The organism is Nitrospirillum bahiense, assembly GCF_007828025.1.
Lineage (GTDB): Bacteria > Pseudomonadota > Alphaproteobacteria > Azospirillales > Azospirillaceae > Nitrospirillum > Nitrospirillum amazonense.
Map to the genome: position 1 here is coordinate 46,556 of NZ_VITO01000031.1, position 24,823 is coordinate 71,378.

19 protein-coding genes and 1 tRNA gene are annotated in these 24,823 nt (G+C 66.4%); 9 read left to right on the forward strand and 11 right to left on the reverse strand.

What is annotated here, in order from left to right:
- Positions 1 to 8 precede the first annotated feature (8 nt).
- From FBZ88_RS30435 to FBZ88_RS28245, 5 genes are all read left to right on the forward strand, one after another.
- Complete coding sequence (locus FBZ88_RS30435) at positions 9 to 788, forward strand: hypothetical protein (protein ID WP_186464641.1); 780 nt, start codon at positions 9 to 11, stop codon at positions 786 to 788.
- A 97-nt stretch (positions 789 to 885) separates the two neighbouring features.
- Positions 886 to 1,401, forward strand: a complete 516-nt coding sequence (locus tag FBZ88_RS28230; RefSeq protein WP_145620314.1) for an RNA polymerase sigma factor — start codon at positions 886 to 888, stop codon at positions 1,399 to 1,401.
- Positions 1,401 to 2,384, forward strand: a complete 984-nt coding sequence (locus tag FBZ88_RS28235; protein ID WP_145620315.1) for a FecR family protein — start codon at positions 1,401 to 1,403, stop codon at positions 2,382 to 2,384. The genes FBZ88_RS28230 and FBZ88_RS28235 overlap by 1 nt, the downstream gene beginning before the upstream one ends.
- A 122-nt stretch (positions 2,385 to 2,506) precedes the next feature.
- Complete coding sequence (locus tag FBZ88_RS28240) at positions 2,507 to 5,452, forward strand: TonB-dependent receptor (RefSeq protein ID WP_145620316.1); 2,946 nt, start codon at positions 2,507 to 2,509, stop codon at positions 5,450 to 5,452.
- Positions 5,452 to 6,714: a histidine-type phosphatase gene (locus tag FBZ88_RS28245; protein WP_145620317.1), complete on the forward strand. Its 1,263-nt coding sequence runs from the start codon at positions 5,452 to 5,454 to the stop codon at positions 6,712 to 6,714. Before FBZ88_RS28240 ends, FBZ88_RS28245 begins: the two co-directional genes overlap by 1 nt.
- Positions 6,715 to 6,779: 65 nt before the next feature.
- Here the strand turns inward: FBZ88_RS28245 and ettA are convergent, their stop codons facing one another.
- Entirely contained in the window at positions 6,780 to 8,456 is a 1,677-nt protein-coding gene (gene ettA, locus FBZ88_RS28250) for an energy-dependent translational throttle protein EttA (RefSeq protein ID WP_044563973.1), read from the reverse strand.
- Between the two features lie 126 nt (positions 8,457 to 8,582).
- On the opposite strand from ettA, the gene FBZ88_RS28255 reads away from it, so the two are divergent.
- The 4 genes from FBZ88_RS28255 (at position 8,583) to FBZ88_RS28270 (ending at position 11,935) form a co-directional block, all read left to right on the forward strand.
- Positions 8,583 to 9,035 (forward strand): YaiI/YqxD family protein, encoded by a 453-nt coding sequence (locus tag FBZ88_RS28255; protein ID WP_211102832.1) that lies wholly within the window; start codon positions 8,583 to 8,585, stop codon positions 9,033 to 9,035.
- Positions 9,036 to 9,751: 716 nt separating this feature from the next.
- Positions 9,752 to 10,480 carry a tetratricopeptide repeat protein gene (locus tag FBZ88_RS28260; RefSeq protein ID WP_145620318.1) on the forward strand — a complete coding sequence of 243 codons (729 nt, stop codon included), beginning with the start codon at positions 9,752 to 9,754 and terminating at the stop codon, positions 10,478 to 10,480.
- 72 nt (positions 10,481 to 10,552) lie between these two features.
- Positions 10,553 to 10,933 (forward strand): hypothetical protein, encoded by a 381-nt coding sequence (locus tag FBZ88_RS28265; RefSeq protein ID WP_145620319.1) that lies wholly within the window; start codon positions 10,553 to 10,555, stop codon positions 10,931 to 10,933.
- Between the two features lie 213 nt (positions 10,934 to 11,146).
- Positions 11,147 to 11,935 (forward strand): tetratricopeptide repeat protein, encoded by a 789-nt coding sequence (locus tag FBZ88_RS28270; RefSeq protein ID WP_145620320.1) that lies wholly within the window; start codon positions 11,147 to 11,149, stop codon positions 11,933 to 11,935.
- Between the two features lie 79 nt (positions 11,936 to 12,014).
- Here FBZ88_RS28270 and rpoC read toward each other — a convergent pair whose 3' ends face one another.
- The 10 genes from rpoC to FBZ88_RS31440 all read right to left on the reverse strand — a co-directional run.
- Positions 12,015 to 16,214 (reverse strand): DNA-directed RNA polymerase subunit beta', encoded by a 4,200-nt coding sequence (rpoC, locus tag FBZ88_RS28275; protein WP_145620321.1) that lies wholly within the window; start codon positions 16,212 to 16,214, stop codon positions 12,015 to 12,017.
- Positions 16,215 to 16,321: 107 nt separating this feature from the next.
- Positions 16,322 to 20,509: a DNA-directed RNA polymerase subunit beta gene (gene rpoB, locus FBZ88_RS28280; protein WP_145620322.1), complete on the reverse strand. Its 4,188-nt coding sequence runs from the start codon at positions 20,507 to 20,509 to the stop codon at positions 16,322 to 16,324.
- 313 nt (positions 20,510 to 20,822) lie between these two features.
- On the reverse strand, positions 20,823 to 21,203 hold the full coding sequence (gene rplL / locus FBZ88_RS28285; RefSeq protein ID WP_040842378.1) for a 50S ribosomal protein L7/L12: 381 nt from the start codon (positions 21,201 to 21,203) through the stop codon (positions 20,823 to 20,825).
- A gap of 54 nt (positions 21,204 to 21,257) precedes the next feature.
- Positions 21,258 to 21,776 (reverse strand): 50S ribosomal protein L10, encoded by a 519-nt coding sequence (gene rplJ / locus FBZ88_RS28290; protein ID WP_088871001.1) that lies wholly within the window; start codon positions 21,774 to 21,776, stop codon positions 21,258 to 21,260.
- Between the two features lie 364 nt (positions 21,777 to 22,140).
- The gene (gene rplA, locus FBZ88_RS28295; RefSeq protein ID WP_411861209.1) at positions 22,141 to 22,848 is read right to left on the reverse strand and encodes a 50S ribosomal protein L1; all 708 of its coding nucleotides are present in this window, start codon (positions 22,846 to 22,848) and stop codon (positions 22,141 to 22,143) included.
- Positions 22,845 to 23,279 (reverse strand): 50S ribosomal protein L11, encoded by a 435-nt coding sequence (gene rplK, locus FBZ88_RS28300; RefSeq protein WP_040842373.1) that lies wholly within the window; start codon positions 23,277 to 23,279, stop codon positions 22,845 to 22,847. The genes rplA and rplK overlap by 4 nt, the downstream gene beginning before the upstream one ends.
- Before the next feature lie 180 nt (positions 23,280 to 23,459).
- On the reverse strand, positions 23,460 to 23,990 hold the full coding sequence (gene nusG, locus FBZ88_RS28305; RefSeq protein ID WP_004271317.1) for a transcription termination/antitermination protein NusG: 531 nt from the start codon (positions 23,988 to 23,990) through the stop codon (positions 23,460 to 23,462).
- Positions 23,991 to 23,994: 4 nt separating this feature from the next.
- Complete coding sequence (secE, locus tag FBZ88_RS28310; RefSeq protein WP_040842369.1) at positions 23,995 to 24,192, reverse strand: preprotein translocase subunit SecE; 198 nt, start codon at positions 24,190 to 24,192, stop codon at positions 23,995 to 23,997.
- A gap of 104 nt (positions 24,193 to 24,296) precedes the next feature.
- A tRNA-Trp gene (locus tag FBZ88_RS28315) sits at positions 24,297 to 24,372 on the reverse strand.
- A 354-nt stretch (positions 24,373 to 24,726) separates the two neighbouring features.
- Positions 24,727 to 24,823, reverse strand: a 97-nt coding sequence (locus FBZ88_RS31440) for an EF-Tu C-terminal domain-related protein (RefSeq protein ID WP_000507943.1), incomplete at its 5' end; no start/stop codon positions are given.

Below are 24,823 nucleotides of genomic sequence, written 5' to 3' on the forward strand. Positions count from 1 at the left end.
CTCCCGTCATGCTTAGGGAATGGATCGCCAGCCGGCTGACGCTCTGCCCGCCCGCCGCCCAGCGGCTGGGCTATCATCACGAGTCCGCCGCCATCACGGCGCGGGCCCGGCGCCAGCGGGCCGCGTGGGCGTCCCATCTGGCCAACAGCCACCGCGCGGTGGCGCAGGCGGCGCAGCGCTTCGGCCGGGGCGGCACCCTGCTGGTGCTGGGGTCCGGGCCGTTGCTGGACCTGCCGCTGGACATCCTGACGCCCCGCTTCGGCCGCATCATCCTGGCCGACATCGCCCACGGGCCGGGAGCCCGATGGCGCGCCTGGCGCGATCCCAAAATCACGCTGGACCTGGTGGATCTGACGGGGACGGTGGCCGACATTGTCGCCGGCCGGCCGCTGAAGCCCCATTGCGACGCGTACGCCGAAACATCGCCGGACCTGGTTCTCTCCCTCAACCTGGCCTCGCAGCTGCCGCTGGCGGCGCGCGGCCTGGTGGCGGCGCAGGAAGGGGAAACGGCGGCCGATGCCCTGGCGGCGGACATCGTGCGGGCGCACCTGGACCATGTCGCGCGCCTGGCTGCGCCGTGCCTGATCCTGGCGGATGTGGAGCGGCGGTGGCTAGACGGCCAAGGCCGCATTCAAAGGGTCGAGGACCCCTTGTTCGGCCTAACACTGCCGGGGGAGCCCCTGGCCACCTGGCTATGGACCGTGGCGCCCGCCGGTGAAATCACCCGCGATAAAGGCTTCGAAACCACCGTGGCTGCCCACCTGCTGCCGGCGCCCCCTCCGCCTTAAGGCGGGGTGCCGGTCATGAGAATGTCACGCGCGGGGGGTCGCAAATGATGGCGGTTGGTGATAGAGGCCGCGCCATCGAAGGCCAAAGGCGCACGCCATGACCGAGGATTCGCTTCCAGAACGCACCAGTCTTTACCGGTTCATCATGCGCCGCGTGGGTGATCCCTGGGTCAGCGAAGACCTGGTGCAGGAAACCTTCATCCGTCTGTTCACCTACCGGCTGAAAAGCACGGTGGGCGACAGCGCCGCCCTCTGCTTCCGCATCGCCCAGAATCTGGTGCGCGATCATTTCCGCGCCAGCCGCCGGGCGTCCACCGAGGAGTTGGGCGACGACCTGGCCTGCGACGCCCCCAGGGCGGAAGAGGTGATCATGCATCGTCAGCGCGTCGCCGCCTTTCAACGGGCGCTGGATGCCATGCCGCCCCTGCGCCGCGAGGTCTTCGTCCGGCGCCGCCTGAAGGGGGAGAGCCTGCGCGACATCGCCCAGACGCTGGACATCAGCGAGGCGGCGGCTGAAAAGCATGTGGTGCGCGCCTTGGAATGGCTGCACCAGGAGATGTCCCGCAGTGAGCGCACCCGCCCCCGCGCCACGCGGCAGGAGGAATTGCCGTGATGGCCGAGCGTCGCGATGTCTGGAACCCCAGCCCGGTGGAAGAGGCGGCCCGCTGGGCGCTGCGCCGTGCCGACGCGCCCCTGACGCCGGAGGAGGAAGCCGCCTTCCAAGCCTGGCTGGCGGCCGATCCTGGCCATCGCGACAGCTATCAAGCGCTGCACGCCACCCTGGAGGATCCCGCCCTGACCGAGGCGATGGCCGGCCTGGATGCCATGCCGCGCCCGGCCCGCCGGCCCATGTTCCATGCGATCCCCCGGGTGCGGCGCCTATTGCCCGGCCTGGCCCTGGCGGCCTGCGCCGCGTTGGCGCTGGTTGTTGTCTGGCCCAACATCGACCGCTACATGGCGACACCGCTGCGCTATGAGACAGCCAGCGGCCAAGGCCGCACCGTCACCTTGCCCGATGGCACGGCCCTGAACCTCAACGGGAATACGGTGGTTGAGGCGCGCCTGGGCCACGGCCATCGCTGGCTGACCCTGAGCCGGGGGGAGGCCTATTTCGACGTGGCGCATGACAGTGACCGGCCCTTTGAAATCGAGGCCGGCGGTCGTGCCGCCATCACCGTGCTGGGTACCGCCTTCGACGTCGACCTGACGCGCGACGTGGTGGAACTGTCGGTCTACCGCGGCCGGGTGCGCTTCACCGCCGCCGGCGCCGGCACGGGCCGGGAACTGACGGCCGGCCAACGCGCCGCCGTGCACAACGGCCAGCTCCAGGCCCTGGCGGACTTCAACCCCGCTGCCGAGGACTGGCGCCAGGGCTGGCTGGAGACGGAGGGCATCACCCTGGGCCGGCTGGCGGAGAGGTTGAGCCGCCGCAGCGCGCTGCCCATCGTGCTGACCGACAGCCGCCTGGCGACGCGTCAGGTTTCCGGCCGCTTCCGCCTGGACGACCCAGGGCGGCTGCTGGCCACGCTGGGCCGGGTGCATGGCTTCACCGTGGACCGGCAGGCCGACCGGCTGCTGCTGGTTCCCGCGGCCTGAGCCTTCGAGCCTGCGTCTCATAAGCTTCATAAAATTCGATGTCCGGTTTCGACACCGCCGGTCGTCTTCCGGCCCGAGGTCGCGCCCACGGGGGGACGCGGCCACGGGATTTGGGGACAAGAATGAAGAACCTGGACACGCCGCTCACTGGCACCCTGCGCCGCCTGCGCCGCCTGCGCGCCTCGGCCTCTGCTCTGGCCCTGGCCACGGCCGCCCTCACCGCCACGGCGCCGGCCGCCCCGGCGGCGCAAAGCGTGACGCAGTTCACCATCGCCGCCGGCGACCTGCGTGGCGCCCTCAACGCCTTTTCCCGCGCCACCGGCATGCAGGTGCTGGCCGACCCGGCGCTGCTGGACGGCAAGCGCACCGGTGGCCTCAACGGCGCCTTCAGCACGCCGGACGCGCTGGGCCGCCTGCTGGCCGGCACTGGGCTGGACTACACGCTGGATGGTGACAGTGTCGTGCTGAAGATGGGGGCCACCAAGGCCGTGACCGCCGCCCCGGCGGCGACTGCGCCCGCCGGCAGCTTGGTTGCCGCCGACGCCAGCCCGCTGGAGGAGATCGTCGTCACCGGCTTCGCCGGCAGCGTCACCCGCGCCTTGGACACCAAGCGCCAGGCGGACAATGTGGTGGACGCCATTTCGGCGGAGGACATCGGCAAGTTCCCCAGCCAGAACGTGGCCGAGGCCATGCAGCACATCCCGGGCGTCACCATCTCCCGCGACCGGGGCGAGGGCCTGTTCGTCCGCATTCGCGGCCTGGGACCCGATTTCGAGGTCACCACCCTGAACGGCCGCAGCATGGCGGTGAACGAGAACGTGCGCGACAGCGGCCAGTCGGGACGCAACTTCCGCTTCGACACCCTGCCGTCGGAGCTGGTGTCCGGCATCGAGGTAGTGAAAAGCCCCCTGGCCAGCCAAGATGAGGGCGCGATCGGCGGCCTGGTGAACATCCGCACCTTTCGCCCGCTGGAGTTGGGCGACCTGACCTTCACCGGCTCGGCCAGCGGCAGCTACGCTCAGCTGGCCGACGCCGCCGACCCCCACGTCTCCGGCCTGACCAGCTGGAACAACGACGCCAAGACCTTCGGCGTCCTGCTGGCTGCGGTATATGACGAGCGCACGGTGCGCCAGGATCGCGTGCTGGGCAGCAACTGGACCCTTTACCCCAACGGCATCGACACCAACGGCGACGGCAAGGCCGACAGCGGCGCGGTGATCGACGCCAGCGGCGTGCGCCCGACCCTGGAAATGCAGCACAGCCGCCGCGTGGGCATGAATGCGGCGGCGCAGTGGGCGCCGAACGACAATCTGGAAGTCGGGCTGGATGTGCTGTTCACCCGGCTGAACATGCACTACGACGAGAAGACCTACTCCGCCGACTGGACCATATCCAAGGCGGTGCCGGGCAGCGTGTCCATCCGGGACGGCGCCGTCGTGGCGGCGACCGCGCCGGTCAGCGTGCAGATCGGGCGCGAGGAGTCCGACCTGCTGCACACCAACTACCAGGTGGGCCTGAACGGCAAATACCGCATCGCCGGCTGGACCCTGTCGGCGGATGGCGCCTACAACCGCGCCGACAGCGGCACCCCGACGCCCATCCGCCGGTCCCGCATCCTGGGGTCCGCCGGCCAGGTCAGCTTCAGCATGCCGTCGTCGGACGATGGCGTGCCCAGCCTGAACTATCTGACCGCCGACCTGAACTCCATCACCCTGCTGCCGGGCCGCCGCCTGGAATGGCGTACCGAGAACGCCAAGGACACGGAAGGCGCCATCCAGTTCGACGCGGAGCATGACCTGGACTGGGGTCCCTTCTCCAAAATCCAGATGGGCGCCAAGTACCGCGACCGGGGCCGCGACTATGACCGCCGCGACCTGACCATCACCCAGAACATCGCCGGCCAATACTTCCCCGCCAGCTATTACGACAGCTTCCCGGTCAGCGGCTTCCTGGCCGACGCCTCCGGCACCCTGCCCCGCACCTGGCTGGTGCCGGACACCAGCGCCTTCTACAGCCGCATGGATCCCAACCTGGTGAACCAGCCGCTGACCGCCGCCGATCAGCGCAATTCCTACAAGGTGACGGAAACCATCGGCGCCGGCTACGTCATGACCAGCCTGTCCACTACCCTGTTCGGCCTGCCCCTGCGCGGCGACGCCGGCGTGCGCGTCACCAACACCGACCAGACGTCCAGCGGCAGCGCCACCAGCGGCACCAAGGCCATCCCGGTGCGGTACGAGCGCATCTACACCAACGCCCTGCCCTCGGCCAACCTCGTGCTGGAGCTGCAGCCCGACGTGCAGTTGCACCTGGCGGCCTCCAAGGTCATCACCCGGCCGTCGCTGTCCAGCCTGGGCCCGCAGATCACGCTGAACTCCTCCAACACCATCTTCACCGCCAGCGGCGGCAACCCGCAGCTGCGCCCGTACGAGGCCTGGCAGTACGACGCCTCGGCCGAGTGGTACTTCACCCGCAGCAGCGCGCTGATCGCCGACTTCTTCTACAAGGATATCAGCACCTTCACCTTCAACCAGGTGACCCCGCTGGTGGTGGACGGGCAGAACTATCTGCTGACCGCGCCCGTCAACGGCGGCGGCGCCCATGTCATCGGCGGCGAGCTGGCCTATCAGCAGCTGTTCACCTTCCTGCCCGCCCCCTTCGACGGCCTGGGCTTCCTGGCCAACCTCACCATCACCAACTCCGGGGCGACCTACCACGACATCACCACCGGCCGCTTCTTCGAGGCCGACCTGGCCGGCGTGGCCCGCCACAGCTACAACCTGACCGCCTTCTATGAGAAGGGCCCTATCGGCGTGCGCGCCGCCTACAGCTGGACGGGCAACATCCTGAACCAGGTGGGCACCAATGGGCTATCGTCGGTCAACGACCGGGCCTTCGGCACCCTGGACCTGAACGCGACCTACGCGGTGGATGACCACCTGACGCTGACGGCGGAGGCCATCAACGTCACCGGTGCGGCCCAGAGCCAGTATGTGAACAACGGCATCTTCGCGACATATACCGACTTCGGCCGCACCTTCCGGTTCGGCGTGCGGGCGAAGTATTGATGCGCGGCACGGCCCTGCTGCGGGGGCTGGCGGCGGCAATGCTGCTGCTGGCCCTGCCCGCCCGGCCGGAGGCGGCCGGGGCAGAAGACCAGTTGGAACGGGTGATCATCCTGACCCGGCACGGCATCCGCGCCGCCATGTCCACGCCGGAGGAACTGGGACGCTGGACGGCGGAGGCCTGGCCGGCCTTCGCCGTGCCGCCCGGCCACCTGACGGCCCACGGCTTCCGGGCGGCCGGCCTGTTCGGCGCCTATTACCGGGAGCATTACCGGGCGCTGGGGCTGTTGCCGGCGGGCGGCTGCACCGCCGCCCGGGTGCACGCCAACCTGCCCCAGCGCACGGTGGAGACGGGGCGGGCGCTGGCCGAACAGCTGCTGCCCGGCTGCCCCGCCCGCGTCGACACCGTGGCGACCAAGGCCGATCCGCTGTTCGACCCGGTGCCGGCAGGGGCCACGCATCTGGATCCCGACCTGGCCCTGGCCGCCGTGCGCGGGCGCATCGGTGACGCCACGGCCTGGACGGCGGCGCATGCCGACACGGTGGAGGCCCTGCAGCGCCTGCTGCTGAACTGCGCCCCGGCGGAATGCCGCGCGCAGGCCCAGCCCGGTGGCAGGCTGGCCGGCCGCCGGCTGTTGACCGACGTGCCGTCGTCACTGGATCGAGGCCAGGGCGAGGACTGGCTGAACCTGCAAAGCCCGCTGGCCACGGCGTCAGGCCTGACGGAAAGCCTGATCATGGCCTATGCCGATGGGGCACCGCTGGCCAGCCTGCTGGGCGGGCGGGTGAACGCCGACGCGCTGAACCGCGCCGGGGCCGCACATGCCGCCGACCTGGACGCCCGGCTGCGTACCCCCTACATCGCCCGCGTGGGCGCCGGGCCGCTCGCCCGGCACTTGGTCGACCTGCTGGCCGGCGACGGCCCCGCCGTCACCGTGCTGGTAGGCCACGACGGCACCCTCCTGCTGCTGGCCGGCCTGCTGCGCCTGGACTGGGCGTTGCCGGGCTATCAGCCCGACCAGGTGCCCCCGGGATCGGCGCTGGTGCTGGAACGCTGGCGCCGGGCGGACGGCCAAACGGTCATCCGCGCCCGCTTCACGGCGCAAAGCCTGGACCAGCTGCGCATCCTGACCCCATTGACCGAGGCCCAGCCGCCCCTGTCGGCACCCGTGTTTATCCCCGGGTGCAGCCAGGCAGGCCCGGCGATGGACTGCCCGCTGAAGCAGTTCCGCCGGGTGATGCAGGATGCTGCCCGGGGCGAATGAGCCACCAACGAAAACGGGGAGCGGCATGACCGCTCCCCGTTCCCCATTCCACTGACCCTAGCCGCTCAGTTGCGCACCAGCGGGCGGTACTTGATGCGGTGCGGCTGGTCGGCAGCCGAACCCAGGCGGCGCTTGCGGTCGGCTTCGTAGTCCTGGTAGTTGCCCTCGAACCAGACCACCTGGCTTTCGCCCTCGAAGGCCAGGATGTGGGTGGCGATGCGGTCCAGGAACCAGCGATCGTGGCTGATGACCACGGCGCAGCCGGCGAAGCTGACCAGCGCCTCTTCCAGGGCGCGCAGGGTTTCCACGTCCAAGTCGTTGGTCGGTTCGTCGAGCAGCAGGACGTTGGCGCCGGACTTCAGCATCATGGCCAGGTGCACGCGGTTGCGCTCACCACCCGACAGCTGCCCCACCTTCTTCTGCTGGTCGGACCCGCGGAAGTTGAAGGCGGAGACATAGGCGCGGCTGGGCATGGACTTCTTGCCCAGCTCGATGATGTCCAGGCCGCCGGAGATCTCTTCCCACACCGTCTTGTTGGGATTGAGGGCGTCGCGGCTCTGGTCGACATAGCCCAGCTTCACCGTCTCACCCACCTTGAAGGTGCCGGCGTCCGGCGTGTCCTGGTTGGTGATCATGCGGAACAGGGTGGTCTTGCCGGCGCCGTTGGGGCCGATGATGCCCACGATGCCGCCCGGCGGCAGGCGGAAGGACAGGTCGTCGATCAGCAGGCGGTCGCCGAAACCCTTCTTCAGGTGATCGGCCTCGATGACCACGTTGCCCAGGCGGGGCGGCACGGGAATGACGATCTGCGTGTCGGTGATCGCCTCCTTCGTGCTCTGGGCCAACAATTCCTCGTAGGCCTGGATACGGGCCTTGGACTTGGCCTGGCGGGCGCGCGGGCTCTGCCGCACCCATTCCAGTTCCTGGGCCAGCTGCTTCTGGCGCGCGTCCTCGGTGCGGCCTTCCTGGGCCAGGCGCTTTTCCTTCTGCTCCAGCCAGCTGGAGTAGTTGCCCTCGTAGGGGATGCCCGAGCCGCGGTCCAGTTCCAGGATCCAGCCGGTGACGTTGTCCAGGAAGTAACGATCATGGGTGACCATCACCACCGTGCCCTTGTAGTCGGCCAGGAAGCGCTGCAGCCAGGCGACGCTTTCGGCGTCCAGATGGTTGGTCGGTTCGTCCAGCAGCAGCATGTCGGGCTTGGACAGCAGCAGCTTGCACAGCGCCACGCGGCGCTTCTCGCCGCCCGACAGCTTGGTCACGTCGGCATCACCCGGGGGGCAGCGCAGGGCGTCCATGGCGATGTCCACGGTACGCTCGATGTCCCAGGCGTCGGCGGCGTCGATCTTCTCCTGCAGCTCCGCCTGCTCGGCGATCAGCGCGTCGAAGTCGGCATCCGGGTCCGCCATGGCGTTGCTGACCTCGTTGAACCGGTCCAGCAGGCCCTTGGTGGCGCCCAGGGCGTCCATGACGTTTTCCTGGACGTTCTTGTTGGGGTCCAGCTGCGGTTCCTGCGGCAGGTAGCCGACGGACACGCCATCGGCGGCCCAGGCCTCGCCGTTGTAGTCCTTGTCCAGGCCGGCCATGATCTTCAGCAGGGTGGACTTACCCGAGCCGTTCACACCCAGCACGCCGATCTTGGCGCCGGGGTAGAAGCTCAGCCAGATATTCTCGAAAACCTTGCGGCCGCCGGGGTAGACCTTGGTCACACCCTTCATCACATAAACATATTGGTACGACGCCATGGGCTGTCTCTTCACAAAGGGTGGCAACAAGGGCAGGGTCTGAACCCAGCCGGCGACGCCTTTTACCCCACCATCCCACCCGCGCGCAACGCGGGCGGCACGCATTCGAAAGCCTTAAACCCTATGCTGGATATCTATGTCGACGCCGACGCCTGCCCCGTGAAGGAAGAGGTGTTCAAGGTGGCGGAGCGGTACCAGCTGAAGACCTATCTGGTGTCCAACGGCCCGCTGCGGGTGCCGCCAGGCGGGCTGGTGCAGCTGGTGGTGGTCAGCGATGGGTTCGACGCCGCCGACGATTGGATCGCCACCCATTGCGGCGTGGGCGACATCGTCATCACCGCCGACATCCCGCTGGCGGATCGCTGCCTGAAGGCCGGCAGCCGGGTGATCGGGCCCACCGGCCGCCCCTTCACCCCGCAATCCATCGGCACCGCCATCGCCACCCGCGCCCTGATGAGCGACCTGCGCGCCATGGGCGTGGTCCAGGGCGGCAACGCCCCCATGGCCAAGCGCGACAAGTCGCAGTTCCTGCAGGCCCTGGACCAGGCGGTAAACGCTGTGAAAAAGATGGGAAAGTGATGCGGCGGCGCCCTGCCCTTCGGTTGACCTGCCTTTTGTTTGTGCCCGCGCTGCTGCCCGGATGCACCAGCGACATGGCACCCCCGGCGGTCACAACCGCGGATGCCGCTCTGGAGACAGCACTGAAATTTTATATCGACCAGGAGGCGCCTGGACCGGATAGCGCCGGGGTCGTTTATGGATGCGTCGGTGTGGGGTCCTCCGCCTTCGCCAACGACCCGGCCGCGTTCCGCGATGCACCAGCCCAGATTCTGGAAGCGGCCTATTCCCGCCATCCTGTTCTACGTCCCATCAGCCGCTGCCGATGGGATGAGAGAGAGTGGTACTTCTTCCGCGACGCACCTCAACGCGTTCCCCTGATGGTCTGCGCGCCCCACACGTCACCGGCGCCCGTTCCCTCTTGGGTGCGCACTGCCGGTGTCTTGATCGATTGCTATACCCATTGGGGCCCGTGGGCCGGCTGGGGTGAACACTATGTCGTCATCCAGCGACCGGATAGCCCGCCGCGCGTCGTGAGTTATGGCTGGATCGCTGAATAGGACGCGTGCCAGGAATAGGACGCATGCCAGTGCCGTAGCCCTTCTTATCCAGCCCTTATGTCACAGCCTGGTCACAGCCCCTCCCTTCCCCTGCCCCTTTCCCGCCCCAATGGCTGCCCACGCTGATGCTGACGGACAGCGTCGGCCCTGGGGCCGCAGCGATTGGAGGGTTTGGGCATGCAACATGGTTCCTGGCGCAAATCCGCCGTGCTGGCGGCCACCCTGCTGCCCCTGTGCGCCGCCCTGGCTGGCGGGGTGGCCCTGGCCAACACGCAGAAAGGCGTCGGCGCGTTCGAGCGCAAGGACTACTCCACCGCCCTGGCCGAACTCGCGCCCCCCGCCGACAAAGGCGATGCAGAGGCCCAAACTTATCTCGGCTGGATGTATGAGAAGGGGCTGGGCGTACCGGTGGATTACGCCCGCGCCCAGGCCTGGTACCGGAAAGCGGCCGACAAGGGCCACGCCCACGCCCTGAACAACCTAGGCTCCCTCTACTACCTGGGCAACGGCGTCCCCAAGGATGCGGCCAAGGGCATCAGCCTGTTCCGCAAGGCCGCCAAGAAGGGCGACGCCCAGGCCCAGATGAACCTGGCGATGATTTACTATCTCGGTCAGGACGCGCCCAAGGATGACGCGGAAGCCGCCCACTGGGCCCGCGCCGCCGCCCGCCAGGGCAACCCGCACGCCCAGACCCTGCTGGCCCGCCTCTACGACACCGGCGCCGGCCTGCCGCGCAACCCCGTGCTGGCCTACACCCTGACCGTGCTGTCCGGCGACAACCCCGACGCCCAGGCCCTGCGCACCCGCCTGGACGGCGAACTGACGACCGCCCAGAAGGCGGAGGCGCAGACCCTGGCCAAGACATGGCGCCCCGGCCAGCCGCTGCCGACGGCGACGCGGACATAGGAAATTTAACCGGCTCCAGCACCTCGCCGAGTGATAAAGTCCCTTTGAAAGGCATCGTTGTGGGGATGAGACTTGAGCATCCTGGGCGCTTTGGGGCTGGGTTGGGAGTCTTGGCCTTGGGACTTGCTTGCTGACGCAGCCGCCGAGCAGCGGAAGGGCTACGACATCCGAGCCGCCAAAGCCATCGTCTGGCAGGCGGTGCCCTTCAACGCATTCCCCAAGGAAGGCCTTTTTGGCCATGAACGGGACTGGTTCATTACCAACGACATCGCCTTCTTTTCCACCATGGACGGCGAAAGCTTGATTCTGGTTCAGAATACCTGGCACGGGTTCCCTGACCCACCGGAATGGGGCTTGGCATCCCGCCCTTCGAACCGCAATGACGTGCCTTGGGCCCAATGGGGCTTCTTCCCCAACATTCCGCGGAAATGGCATGTGCCCGGCGAAAGCTGAGTGGGCAGCCTGCTGTAAAGGTTGATATATCGCTGCCTGGATTTCGGGATGTCCAAGATGTGGGATATCAGCGCCATCATCCCGCCTTAGTTGCCCGTCATCGTCTCATTACACGCTGAAAGGCAGGCAGATGAATGGGAGTGCAAGGTGGGGAACAGGGCCGTGGGACCGTTACGCAAACCGCGGCGGCTTGCCGTGGCGGTATTGGCTGCCTTGGGGCTCATTGCCCTGGCGGGAGCGGGCGTCGCTGCAGAGACCGACAGCCCTCCCATCACCGATGCGGCCCGCCTCTGGCCGGACATCGGCTCCCGCCTTGAACAGGGCATGGCCGCCTTCAAGGCCAAGCACTATGCGGAAGCCCTGGCCCAGTTGACGCCCCTGGCGGAGCAAGGGAATGCCGATGCGCAAACCTATCTGGGCTGGCTCTATGAAGAGCCGCTGGTAACCATCACAGCCACCGGCGAAACGCCGGCCTTCGTCCCTGATAATGCCAAAGCGCGGATGTGGTACGAAAAGGCGGCGGCGCAAGGCCAGGCCCATGCCCTGAACAACCTGGGCTCGCTCTATTTCCTGGGGCGCGGCGTGCCGGAAGACCAGGCAAGGGGCATCACCTTGTTCCGGCAGGCCGCGGCCAAGGGTGACCTGCAGGCCCAGGACAACTTGACCATGATCTACTACAACGGCGTGGGCGTGGCGAAGGACACCCAGGCGGCGCTGATGTGGTGCGAGCGCGCCGCCACTCAAGGCGATCCCGAAGCTCTGCGCTTCCTGGCCGCCCAGACCCTGGCCGGCGAGGACGTGCCGCACGACCCGACCCGGGCCTACATCCTGGTGCTGCTGAGCCCCAGCGATGACCCCGACATCGCCAAGATGCGGGCGGCGCTGGAACAGCAACTGCCGGCCAACATCCAGCAGCGTGCCCACGAGTTGGCTGCGGCCTGGCACCCTGGCCAGCCTCTGCCCACGACGGACCAGACCAGGGGCGCGCTACATCCCCTGTAACGTCGCTGCGACGAAATGAGAAAAGGGCCGCACCCCGGCAGGGATGCGGCCCCTCGCTTTACTCAGACAGTCGATCGCCTCAGGCGGCCGGCTGTTCCGTCGAGACGTCCGCCGGCAGGGCCGGATCCTCGCCCGCCTGCAAGGCGGAGAGTTCACGGTCGCGCTCGGCGGCGATCTGCTTCAGGCGGTTCACGACACTGCCGGTACCCGCCGGGATCAGACGGCCGACGATGACGTTTTCCTTCAGGCCTTCCAGGTTGTCCGACTTGCCCTGGACGGCGGCTTCCGTCAGGACGCGGGTCGTTTCCTGGAACGAGGCGGCCGAGATGAAGGAACGCGTCTGCAGGCTGGCCTTGGTGATGCCCTGCAGCACCGGACGGCCGCGGGCGAACCGCAGACCACCCTCGCCTTCGTCCATGCGGGCCTGAACCTTGCGGTTCTCGGCCTCGAACTCGGCGCGGTCGACCTGTTCGGCGATCAGCAGCGTGGTGTCACCCGGCTCGTCGATCTCGACCTTCTGCAGCATCTGGCGAACGATCACCTCGATGTGCTTGTCGTTGATCTTCACGCCCTGCAGACGATAGACGTCCTGGATTTCGTTGGTGAGGTAGGAGGCCAGAGCCTCCACGCCCATGACGGCCAGGATGTCGTGCGGGACGGGGTTGCCGTCCATCAGCAGGTCACCCTTCTGGACATAGTCACCCTCCTGCACGGAGATGTGCTTGCCCTTCGGGATCAGGTACTCACGCGGCGTCTCGTTCTCGTCGTTGGGAACGACGACGATGCGGCGCTTCGTCTTGTAGTCCTTGCCGAACTCAACCCGGCCGTCGATGTCCGAGATGATGGCGAAGTCCTTGGGACGACGGGCTTCGAACAGCTCGGCCACGCGCGGCAGACCGCCGGTGATGTCACGCGTCTTGGAGCTTTCACGCGGGATACGGGCCAGCACGTCACCGGCCTTCACATGCGCGCCGTTCTCCACCGACAGGATGGCGTCCACGCTCAGGTAGTAGCGGGCTTCCACGCCGTTCGGCAGCTTGATGACATCGCCGTTGGCGTCGCGCAGGGTCACGCGGGGGCGGAGATCCGCACCGCGCGGCTGCTGCCGCCAGTCGACCACCACCTTGGACGAGATGCCGGTGGCCTCGTCGACCACCTCGCGCATGGACACGCCCTCGACCAGGTCGACGTAGTTGGCGACACCCTCCCGCTCGGTGATGATCGGCAGGGTGTAGGGGTCCCACTCCGCCAGGCGATCGCCCTTCTTCACCATCACCCCGTCCTCGACCAGCAGCTTGTTCAGCTTGGCGCCGTAGGGGACGCGGTGACGGGCGCGCTCGCGGCCCTGGCTGTCGAACAGCGCCAGTTCCACGTTGCGGCCCATGATGACGGGCACGCCCTCGCCGTTCAGAACCATGTTGCGGTTCTTCACGACGACCTTGGCGTCAAGGCTGCTGTCCACGGACGACTGCTCGGCACCACGCTGGGCCGCACCGCCGATGTGAAAGGTACGCATCGTCAGCTGCGTGCCCGGCTCACCGATCGACTGGGCGGCGATGACGCCGACGGCCTCACCGATGTTCACGGTGGTGCCGCGGGCCAGGTCGCGGCCGTAGCAGCAACCGCACACGCCCTCGCGGGTCTCGCAGGTCAGCACCGAGCGGATCAGCACGGTGTCGATGCCGGCGCGCTCGATCAGCTCCACGGCCTGCTCGTCGATCAGGCCGGCGGCCGGAACGAGAACCTTGCCGCTCAGCGGATCGACCACGTCGACCGAGGCGCAACGGCCCAGGATACGCTCCGACAGGGGCGAGATGACCTCGCCGCCGTCGATGACGGCGCGCATGGTCAGGCCCTTGGTGGTGCCGCAATCGTTTTCCACGACGATGGCGTCCTGGGCGACGTCGACCAGACGACGCGTCAGGTAACCGGAGTTCGCCGTCTTCAAGGCGGTGTCGGCCAGACCCTTACGGGCACCGTGGGTGGAGTTGAAGTACTCCAGCACGGTCAGGCCTTCCTTGAAGTTGGAAATGATGGGCGTCTCGATGATCTCGCCCGAGGGCTTGGCCATCAGGCCGCGCATGCCGGCCAGCTGCTTGATCTGGGCGGCGGAGCCACGGGCACCGGAGTGCGCCATCATGTACACCGAGTTGACGCCGACGCCGGGGCGCGGCTGCTCGATGACCTTCATCATGGCGCCGGCGACCTTTTCGGTCGTTTCCGACCAGACGTCGACCACCTTGTTGTACTTTTCGCCCTGGGTGATCAGGCCGTCCAGGTACTGCTGCTCGTACTCCTTGACGCGCTCCTGCGCCTCATGGATCAGCGTCTCCTTCTCGGCCGGGATGACCATGTCATCCTTGCCGAAGGAGATGCCGGCGCGGCAGGCGTGGCTGAAGCCCAGCTTCATCAGGCGGTCGGCGAAAATCACCGTCTCCTTCTGACCGCAATGGCGGTAGACGGCGTCGATGATGTTGCCCACGTCCTTCTTGGTCAGCAGCCGGTTGATCATCGAGAAGCCGATGGCCGGGTGACGGGGAAGGATTTCCGACAGCAGCATGCGGCCGGGGGTGCTCTCCACGCGGGTGATGATGGGGGTACCATCCTGGTCCACGGTGTGGTAGCGGGCCTTCACCTTGGAGTGCAGGGTGACGACCTTGGCCGCGAGCGCCTGCTCGATCTCACCGATATCGGTGAAGGCCATGCCCTCGCCCACGGAGCCCGGCAGTTCCATCGTGATGTAGTACAGGCCCAGGACGATGTCCTGGCTGGGGACGATGATGGGCTTGCCGTTGGCGGGCGACAGGATGTTGTTGGTCGACATCATCAGGACGCGCGCTTCCAGCTGGGCCTCGAGGCTCAGCGGGACGTGCACGGCCATCTGGTCGCCGTCGAAGTCCGCGTTGAAGGCGGTGCAGACCAGCGGGTGCAGCTGGATGGCCTTGCCTTCGATCAGGGTCGGCTCGAAGGCCTGAATGCCCAGACGGTGCAGCGTGGGCGCCCGGTTCAGCATGACCGGATGCTCGCGGATGACCTCTTCCAGGATGTCCCAGACCTCGGGCCGCTCCTTCTCCACCATGCGCTTGGCCGCCTTGATGGTGGAGGCCATGCCGTACAGTTCCAGCTTGGCGTAGATGAAGGGCTTGAACAGCTCCAGCGCCATCTTCTTGGGCAGGCCGCACTGGTGCAGCTTCAGCTCCGGGCCCACCACGATGACCGAACGGCCGGAGTAGTCGACGCGCTTGCCCAGCAGGTTCTGACGGAAGCGGCCCTGCTTGCCCTTCAGCATGTCGCTGATGGACTTCAGCGGACGCTTGTTGGCGCCGGTGATCACGCGGCCGCGGCGGCCATTGTCGAACAGGGCGTCAACGGCCTCCTGCAGCATGCGCTTCTCGTTGCGCACGATGATGTCCGGCGCGCGCAGCTCGATCAGCCGCTTCAGGCGGTTGTTACGGTTGATGACGCGGCGGTACAGGTCGTTCAGGTCGGACGTGGCGAAACGGCCGCCATCCAGCGGGACCAGCGGGCGCAGTTCCGGCGGAATGACCGGGACGACGTCCAGGATCATCCATTCCGGACGCGAGCCGGACTCCAGGAAGGCCTCGATGAGCTTCAGGCGCTTGACCAGCTTCTTGCGCTTGGCCTCGCTGGAGGTCTCCTTCAGCTCCTCGCGGACGGTCTTCATCTCCTCTTCCATGTCGATGGCGGAGAGAAGGACCTTGATGGCCTCGGCGCCGATGGACGCGGTGAAGGCGTCCTCGCCGTACTCGTCCTGGGCCTGGATGTACTCCTCCTCCGACAGAAGCTGGTGCAGCTTCAGCGGGGTCAGGCCGGGCTCGGTGACGACGTAGTTCTCGAAGTACAGGACCCGTTCCAGATCCTTCAGCGTCATGTCCATGAGCAGGCCGATGCGGCTCGGCAGGCTCTTCAGGAACCAGATGTGGGCGACGGGCGAGGCCAGCTCGATATGGCCCATGCGCTCACGCCGGACCTTGGCCAGCGTCACTTCGACGCCGCACTTTTCGCAGATGATGCCGCGGTACTTCATGCGCTTGTACTTGCCGCACAAGCACTCGTAGTCCTTGATCGGGCCGAAGATGCGGGCGCAGAACAGGCCGTCGCGCTCCGGCTTGAAGGTACGGTAGTTGATGGTCTCGGGCTTCTTGATCTCGCCGAACGACCACGACCGGATGCGCTCCGGGCTGGCGATCGAGATGCGGATCTGATCGAAGCTCTGCGGCCCCTGCACCTGGCCGATAATGTTCATCAACTCATTCATAAGCCGTCTCCCCTGGGAAGGGCTGGGAATTCAATTGGCTGCGAACCGGGACGGACGAGCGCCCCCGGGGGAATCCCCCGAGGGCGCCGCCCAAGCTCAACCGGTGATCAGTAGGACCGCTCGTTCAGCTCGACGTTCAGGCCCAGGGACCGCAGTTCCTTGACCAGCACGTTGAAGCTTTCCGGAATGCCGGCCTCGAAGTTGTCGTCGCCACGGACGATGGCCTCGTAGACCTTGGTGCGGCCGGACACGTCGTCCGACTTCACCGTCAGCATTTCCTGCAGCGTGTAGGCGGCGCCGTAGGCTTCCAGCGCCCAGACCTCCATTTCACCGAAGCGCTGGCCACCGAACTGGGCCTTGCCGCCCAGCGGCTGCTGGGTGACCAGGCTGTACGGGCCGATGGAGCGCGCGTGGATCTTGTCGTCCACCAGGTGGTGCAGCTTCAGCATGTAGATGTAGCCGACGGTGACCTTGCGATCGAACGCCTCGCCGGTACGGCCGTCGGTCAGCACCATCTGGCCCGAGCTGTCGATGCCGGCTTCCGTCAGCATGCGGACGATGTCGTCCTCCCGCGCGCCGTCGAAGACGGGGGTGGCGAACGGGATGCCGCGGCGCAGGTTGCCCGCCAGTTCCAGAACCTCACCATCGGTCAGGTCGCTCACCTCCTCGGTGTAGGCGGCCTCGCCGTAGATGTGCTTCATGCGGCCCTTGATGTTCTCAAGGACGGGGGCCTTGGCCTCCGGCTCGGCATGGCGCATCTGGTCCAGCATCTGGCCGATCTGCTTGCCGAGGTTGGCCGACGCCCAGCCCAGGTGGGTCTCCAGGATCTGACCGACGTTCATGCGCGAGGGCACGCCCAGCGGGTTCAGAACGATGTCGACCGCCTGGCCGTCGGCCAGGTAGGGCATGTCCTCGATGGGCAGGATGCGGCTGATCACACCCTTGTTGCCGTGACGTCCGGCCATCTTGTCGCCAGGCTGCAGCTTGCGCTTCACCGCCACGAAGACCTTGACCATCTTCATGACGCCGGGCGGCAGCTCGTCGCCGCGCTGCAGCTTCTCGACCTTGTTCTCGAACCGCTCCTGCAGCTTCTGGATGCTCTCGTCGAACACCCGGCCGTAGGCCTCCACGTTCTCCATGATCTGGTCGTTGGCGACCGCGATCTGGCGCCACTGGCCGCGCGACAGGCCGGACAGCAGCTCTTCCGTAATGACCTCGCCCGACTTGATGCCGCGCGGGGCGGACAGGACGGACTGGCCGACCAGCGTTTCCTTCAGGCGGGTGTAGAAGCTGCGCTCCAGGATCGCCTTCTCGTCGTCGCGGTCCTTGGCCAGCTTCTCGATCTCGGCCCGCTCGATCGCCAGCGCGCGCTCGTCCTTGTCGACGCCGCGGCGGGAGAAGACGCGGACCTCGACCACCGTGCCGGTGACGCCCGGCGGCAGGCGCATGGACGTGTCACGCACGTCGCTGGCCTTTTCGCCGAAGATGGCGCGCAGCAGCTTCTCTTCCGGGGTCATCGGGCTTTCGCCCTTCGGCGTCACCTTGCCGACCAGGATGTCGCCCGGCTTCACCTCGGCACCGATGTAGACGATGCCCGCCTCGTCGAGGTTCTTCAGAGCCTCTTCGCCGACGTTGGGGATGTCGCGGGTGATTTCTTCCTGGCCCAGCTTGGTGTCGCGGGCCATGACCTCGAACTCCTCGATGTGGATCGAGGTGAAGACGTCATCGCGCACGATGCGCTCGGAGATCAGGATCGAGTCTTCGAAGTTGTAGCCGTTCCAGGGCATGAACGCGACCAGCACGTTGCGGCCCAGGGCCAGCTCGCCCAGGTCGGTCGAGGGACCGTCGGCGATGATGTCGCCCTTCTCCACCCGGTCACCCACCTTCACCAGCGGACGCTGGTTGATGCAGGTGTTCTGGTTGGAGCGCTGGAACTTCAGCAGGTTGTAGATGTCGACGCCGGGGGCCGCGGCGTCAGTGTCGCCGGTGGCGCGCACGACGATGCGGGTGGCGTCGATCTGGTCGATCACGCCGGCGCGGCGGGCGGCGATGGCCACGCCCGAGTCACGGGCGACCGTCGCTTCCATGCCGGTGCCGACCAGGGGCGAGTCCGCCTTGATCAGCGGCACGGCCTGGCGCTGCATGTTCGAGCCCATCAGCGCGCGGTTGGCGTCGTCGTTCTCCAGGAACGGGATCAGCGCCGCGGCGACGGACACCAGCTGCTTCGGCGACACGTCGATCAGGTCGATCATGTCCGAGCGGGTCATCATGTACTCGCCGCCCTTGCGGCAGCTGATGAGCTCGTCCACGAACCGGTTGTCGGCGTCCAGCGTGGCGTTGGCCTGCGCCACCATGTAGCGGCCTTCCTCCATGGCGGAGAGATAGACCACCTCGTTGGTGACGCGCTTGTCCACCACCTTGCGGTAGGGGCTCTCGATGAAGCCGTACTGGTTCACGCGAGCATAGGTCGCCAGCGAGTTGATCAGACCGATGTTCGGACCTTCAGGGGTCTCAATCGGGCAGATGCGGCCGTAGTGGGTCGGGTGCACGTCGCGGACTTCGAAGCCCGCGCGCTCACGGGTCAGACCGCCCGGCCCGAGGGCCGAGAGACGACGCTTGTGGGTGATTTCCGACAGCGGGTTGGTCTGGTCCATGAACTGCGACAGCTGCGAGGAGCCGAAGAACTCACGCACCGCGGCCGCGGCCGGCTTGGCGTTGATCAGGTCGTGCGGCATGACCGTGTCGATCTCGACCGAGCTCATGCGCTCGCGGATCGCACGCTCCATGCGCAGCAGGCCGACGCGGTACTGGTTCTCCATCAGCTCGCCGACGGAGCGGACGCGACGGTTGCCCAGGTGGTCGATGTCGTCGATCTCGCCGCGGCCGTCCTTCAGCTCGACCAGGAGCTTCAGGATGGCCAGGATGTCGTCCTTGCGCAGGACGCGCATCTGGTCGTCGGTCTGAAAGCCCAGGCGCGCGTTCATCTTCACGCGACCCACGGCCGACAGGTCGTAGCGCTCGCTGTCGAAGAACAGGCCGCTAAACAGGGCCTCAGCACTTTCCAGCGTGGGCGGCTCGCCCGGGCGCATGACGCGGTAGATGTCGATCAGCGCGTCCTCACGGCTGGCGTTACGGTCCGCCGCCATGGTGTTGCGGATGTAGGCGCCGACGTTCAGGTGGTCGATGGCCAGGACCGGCACCTCGTCCACGCCGAACTTCTCCAGCTTCTCCAGGGCGGCGGTGGTGATCTCATCACCCGCCTCGAAGATCACTTCGCCGGTCAGCTCGTTGATGATGTCGATGGCGAGGTAGCGGCCAGCCAGCTCCTCGGTCGGCACCTTCACCTCTTCCAGGCCACCCTCCTGCAGCTTCTTCAGCACGCGGGGGGTCATCTTGGTCTCGCGCTGCAGCAGGACCTCGCCCGTGCGGGCGTCGATCAGGTCGGAGGCCAGCTTAACGCCCTTCATACGCTCGGCGACGAAGGGGGTCTTCCAGCCGTCGCCGGCGCGGGAATAGGTGATGGTGTCGTAGAAGGCGGAGAGCATCTCCTCCTTCGACATGCCCTGGGCCTCATACGGGGCCAGGCCCTGACCGGCCTTGGCGCGCTGGGCCCGCAGCTGCTGCGTCTCGGCGCCATCCAGCGCGAACAGCAGGGTGGTGGCGGGCAGCTTGCGACGGCGGTCGATGCGGACGTACACGAGGTCCTTGGCGTCGAACTCGAAGTCCAGCCAGGAGCCGCGGTAGGGGATCACGCGGGCGGCGAACAGGTACTTGCCCGACGAATGGGTCTTGCCCTTGTCGTGATCGAAGAACACGCCCGGCGACCGGTGCATCTGGCTGACGATGACGCGCTCGGTGCCATTGATGACGAAGGTGCCGTTGGCCGTCATCAGAGGCATGTCGCCCATGTAGACGTCCTGTTCCTTGATGTCGCGGATGGACTTCAGGCCGGTGTCCTCGTCCATGTCGAAGACGGTCAGGCGCAGGGTCACCTTCAGGGGCGCGGCGAAGGTCATGCCGCGCTGCTGGCATTCCTCGACATCGTACTTGGGCTGTTCAAGCTCGTACTTAACGAAGTCGAGCACGGCACGGTCGGAAAAGTCCTTGATCGGGAAAACCGACTTGAACACTTCCTGAAGGCCCAGATTGGCGCGCTTCTCGGGCGCCGTGTCCATCTGAAGGAAGTGGTCGTAGGAACTCCGTTGAACCTCGATGAGGTTCGGCATGCGGGTCACTTCGGGGATGCGTCCGAAGCTCTTACGAATACGCTTACGTCCCGTGAACGACTTGGCCATGAAATGCGCCTCTCGTGAACTAGGCCCGGGTCAACTGCGCCGGCCGATTTGGATGCGACGGCAAGCGAAACAAACACAAATAGGCGCGTCCGGCCCCGCCCCCTTCGGAAGCGGCCGCCGTCCGGCGCCAAACACTCAAACTGCCCTTCCCGCCCCAAATTCCATCGCGGAACCTTCTTCGGGAAGAAACTGGAGGATCACCATACGACATCCTCCAGAAAAAGGCGACAGCGCCGGGCGGCGGTCCCCCATATGGGGAGTGCCACCGTCCAGCGCCATCTTTTTTTCAGAAACGCCCACAGGGGATCGTTTCTTACTTCACCTCGACCTTCGCGCCGGCGTCTTCCAGCTGCTTCTTAATCTTAGCAGCTTCGTCCTTCGTGGCGCCTTCCTTGACGGTCTTCGGCGCACCCTCGACCAGGTCCTTGGCTTCCTTCAGGCCGAGGCTGGTGATGGCGCGGATTTCCTTAATCACGTTGATCTTCTTGTCGCCGGCGTCGGCGAGGATCACGGTGAATTCGGTCTGCTCTTCGGCGGGAGCGGCGGCTTCAGCGGCCGGGCCGGCAACGGCGGCAACGGCGACGGGAGCAGCGGCGGAAACGCCCCACTTCTCTTCCAGCAGCTTCGACAGCTCGGCGGCCTCGATGACGGTCAGAGCGGACAGCTCTTCAACCAGCTTTTCCAGCTTGGACATGGATGTTCTCCTAAATCAGGTCTTGTCTTGAGATTTACGAAAAGTACGCGAGGCTCAGGCCGCCTCGCCCTTCTTGGCATAAGCCGACAGCACGCGCGCCACCTGGCCGCCCGGAGCCTGCAGCACACCGGCGATGCGGGTGGCGGGCGTCTGGAGCATGCCAAGCAGGCGACCACGCAGTTCTTCGATGGACGGGAGCTTCGAGAGAGCCTCGATGCCCTTGTCGTCCAGGACGGTAGCGCCCATGCCGCCGCCAATGATCTTGAACTTGTCATTGGCCTTGGCATAAGCGATCGCAACCTTGGCCGCCGCGACCGGATCGCTCGAGTAAGCGATAGCGGTCACGCCGACGAACAGGTCGTCCAGCTTTTCGAACTGGGTGCCCTTCAGGGCGATACGGGCGAGCCGGTTCTTGGTCACCTTGAAGCTCGCGCCAGCGGCCCGCATCTTACGGCGCAGGTCCGTCACCTCGGCGACCGTCATGCCCGACTGGCGGGTCACGACGACCAGGGAAGTGGCGGAGAGCGCCTGATGCAGAGCCGCGATAGTCGCTTGCTTTTCTGTGCGATCCACGGTTCGCCTCCTAACAACTGGGACAGACGGGCGGGTCACGCCCTTCTTCCCGGTCCAAATGTAGCCTCGGCCTCCACCCACGAATGGGTTTCACCCGAAACCGGTGAACCTGCCCCAGAAGCGACAAGCCATCCAATCCAAGCGGGCGGGGGAACCGTCCACCTGCAAAACGCTTGTTACTCCCGTCTATGCCGGCGTTCATTAAGCCGCCCCGGTCGTCACGCCCCCGAAGGGATGATCGGTTCCGGCTTGGCGCCCGCAGTCTTGGACAGGGTTGGAAGGACGGATCGCTCCGGCCCTCCGCCGGCCTCGCCGTCCGTCCCCATATGGAAACGAACGGCTTGGACGGAAACTCTTCGCAGCCTTAGGCCGAGATCGAGGCGACCAGGGCGGCGACGTCGAGCTTCAGGCCCGGGCCCATGGAGGAGCTCAGGCTGACCTTCTCGATGTAGGTGCCCTTGGCACCCGTCGGCTTGGCGCGGTTGATGGCGCCAACGAAGGCCTTGATGTTCTCGGCCAGGGCTTCCTGGCTGAAGCTGGCCTTGCCCACGCCGGCGTGCACGATACCGGTCTTCTCGGCGCGGAACTCGACCGAGCCGCCCTTGGCGGACTTCACGGCTTCGCCGACGTTCATCGTCACGGTGCCCAGCTTCGGGTTCGGCATCAGGCCACGCGGGCCCAGCACCTTACCCAGACGGCCGACCAGGGCCATCAGGTCCGGGGTGGCGATGCAGCGGTCGAAGTTCATCTCGCCCGCCTGGATCTTCTCGGCCAGGTCTTCCGCACCCACCAGCTCGGCGCCGGCGGCCAGGGCTTCGTCAGCCTTGGCGCCGCGGGCGAACACGGCGACACGAACGGTCTTGCCGGTGCCGTTGGGCAGCTGGACCATGCCGCGGACCATCTGGTCGGCATGACGCGGGTCGATGCCCAGGTTCATGGCGATCTCGACGGTCTCGTCGAACTTGGCGGTGGCGTTGCCCTTCACCGACTGGACGGCCTCGTCCAGGGCGTAGAACTTGTTCCGGTCGACGGTGGCGTTAGCCTTCTTGAGACGCTTGCCGGCCATGATCAATCCTCCACCACTTCCAGGCCCATGGAACGGGCCGAGCCGACCAGCATGCTGGCAGCCGCCTCGATGTCGTTCGCGTTCAGGTCCGGCATCTTCGTCTTGGCGATTTCACGGATCTGCGACATCTTCACCTTGCCCACCGCGGCGCCCTTGCCCACCTGGACGGCGCCCTTGGTGATGCCGGCGGCCTTCTTCAGGAAGTAGGTGTTCGGCGGGGTCTTGGTGACGAACGTGAAGGTACGGTCACCGTAGGCGGTGATCACGACCGGGATGGGCATGCCCTGCTCCAGGTCGGCCGTCTTCGCGTTGAAGGCCTTCACGAATTCCATGATGTTCAGGCCGCGCTGACCCAGGGCCGGACCGATGGGCGGCGACGGGTTGGCCTTGCCGGCCGGCACCTGCAACTTGATATAACCGACGATCTTCTTCGCCATGATACGTCCTCAACAACAATCCGGACGGAACCCCGGTCAAGGGGCGCCACCCGGATCTGCGGGATGCGTGGTTCGGCTCGCCCCATGGACTTCGGCCCCGTTGCCGGGACCTTCGGGCTTGCCTCCCACGCGGGGAATGGGAAGACGCCCCGGTTCCGAAGAACAGGGGCGCCGTCCCGCTTAAATCTTTTCGACCTGCGCGTACTCGAGCTCGACGGGGGTCGCACGGCCGAAGATGGACACCGCCACCTTGACCCGCGCCTTGTCCTCGTCGACCTCTTCGATGAGGCCGGTGAACGAGGTGAAGGGGCCGTCGGTGACGCGCACGTTCTCGCCCACTTCGAAGTGGATGGAGGGCTTGGGCCGCTCGATCCCTTCCTGCACCTGGTTCATGATGCGCAAGGCTTCCGCCTCGCTGATGGGCTGCGGCTTGCCGCCACCACCCAGGAAACCCGTCACCTTCGGCGCGTTCTTCACCAGGTGCCAGCTCTCGTCCGTCAGTTCCATCTTCACCAGCACGTAGCCGGGAAAGAACTTCCGTTCGGAGTTCACCTTGGCGCCGCGGCGCACCTCCACGACCTCTTCGGTCGGGACCAGGATTTCCTCGAACTGATCTTCCAGACCCTTCTGGGCGGCCTTCTCACGAATCGACTGAGAGACCTTCTTTTCGAATCCGGAATAAACGTGAACAACGTACCAACGCGCGGCCATGACCTTAGCCTCCGATACCGAAAACGAGGCGGACAGCGAACGCGATGATCTGATCGACCGCCAGGAAGAACAGAGACGCGACGATGACCATGAGGAACACCATCCAGGTGGAGATGACCGTTTCCTTGCGGGTCGGCCACGTCACCTTGGCGATCTCACGGCGCACTTCGCGCGCGAACTGGGCAGGACTGGTCTTCGCCATAAGGGCTACGCCACCACGTTCAGAGCTACTCGTCATACTGTTTCGGCATCGCTGCCGCTACCGGCCCGCTTGGCCGTCCGGGCGCGCTGTTCAGCGGGGCGACGTGGCAGGAGTGGAGGGGATCGAACCCCCAACCCCCGGTTTTGGAGACCGGTGCTCTACCAATTGAGCTACACTCCTACGTCGCCGGCCGCAGTTTCCCGCGTCTCGGAGGGCCGGTTTATTCACCATTCGGAACCGCTTGTCCAGATAAAACAGCATACCCCTCGTATGCGGGGCAGGTCTGCGTCTGTGCAGGCGGCCGGTGGGCCGGCAACACCTTTCCCCAACAAGCCCAGGAGCCCGAAAAGAATGGTGTTTTCAGGGGTTTGACCGTCGGCGCCCGGGAAACCCCGACCAGCCGCCGGAGGGCCTCCGACGGCCCTCCCCTACTTAAAGGCAAGGGGTGCCACCGGCGGACCGGGGCACCCCTCACCAAATCGCATGAGTGCGGGTGGCCTTCAAGGAAGACCACCCGCGCGACCCAAACGTCCCTTAGGCGATGATCTTCGCGACCACGCCGGCGCCGACGGTGCGGCCGCCCTCGCGGATGGCGAAGCGCAGGCCTTCGTCCATGGCGATCGGGGCGATC

Coding starts and splice junctions, on each gene's coding strand:
- rplK (WP_040842373.1), bottom strand. CDS start 23,279: ATGGCGAAGAAGATCGTCGGTTATATCAAGTTGCAGGTGCCGGCCGGC.
- rpoB (WP_145620322.1), bottom strand. CDS start 20,509: ATGGCCAAGTCGTTCACGGGACGTAAGCGTATTCGTAAGAGCTTCGGA.
- FBZ88_RS28240 (WP_145620316.1), top strand. CDS start 2,507: ATGAAGAACCTGGACACGCCGCTCACTGGCACCCTGCGCCGCCTGCGC.
- FBZ88_RS28230 (WP_145620314.1), top strand. CDS start 886: ATGACCGAGGATTCGCTTCCAGAACGCACCAGTCTTTACCGGTTCATC.
- ettA (WP_044563973.1), bottom strand. CDS start 8,456: ATGGCGTCGTACCAATATGTTTATGTGATGAAGGGTGTGACCAAGGTC.
- rplL (WP_040842378.1), bottom strand. CDS start 21,203: ATGTCCAAGCTGGAAAAGCTGGTTGAAGAGCTGTCCGCTCTGACCGTC.
- FBZ88_RS28260 (WP_145620318.1), top strand. CDS start 9,752: ATGCAACATGGTTCCTGGCGCAAATCCGCCGTGCTGGCGGCCACCCTG.
- FBZ88_RS28235 (WP_145620315.1), top strand. CDS start 1,401: ATGGCCGAGCGTCGCGATGTCTGGAACCCCAGCCCGGTGGAAGAGGCG.
- FBZ88_RS28245 (WP_145620317.1), top strand. CDS start 5,452: ATGCGCGGCACGGCCCTGCTGCGGGGGCTGGCGGCGGCAATGCTGCTG.
- nusG (WP_004271317.1), bottom strand. CDS start 23,990: ATGGCCGCGCGTTGGTACGTTGTTCACGTTTATTCCGGATTCGAAAAG.
- FBZ88_RS30435 (WP_186464641.1), top strand. CDS start 9: ATGCTTAGGGAATGGATCGCCAGCCGGCTGACGCTCTGCCCGCCCGCC.
- rpoC (WP_145620321.1), bottom strand. CDS start 16,214: ATGAATGAGTTGATGAACATTATCGGCCAGGTGCAGGGGCCGCAGAGC.
- secE (WP_040842369.1), bottom strand. CDS start 24,192: ATGGCGAAGACCAGTCCTGCCCAGTTCGCGCGCGAAGTGCGCCGTGAG.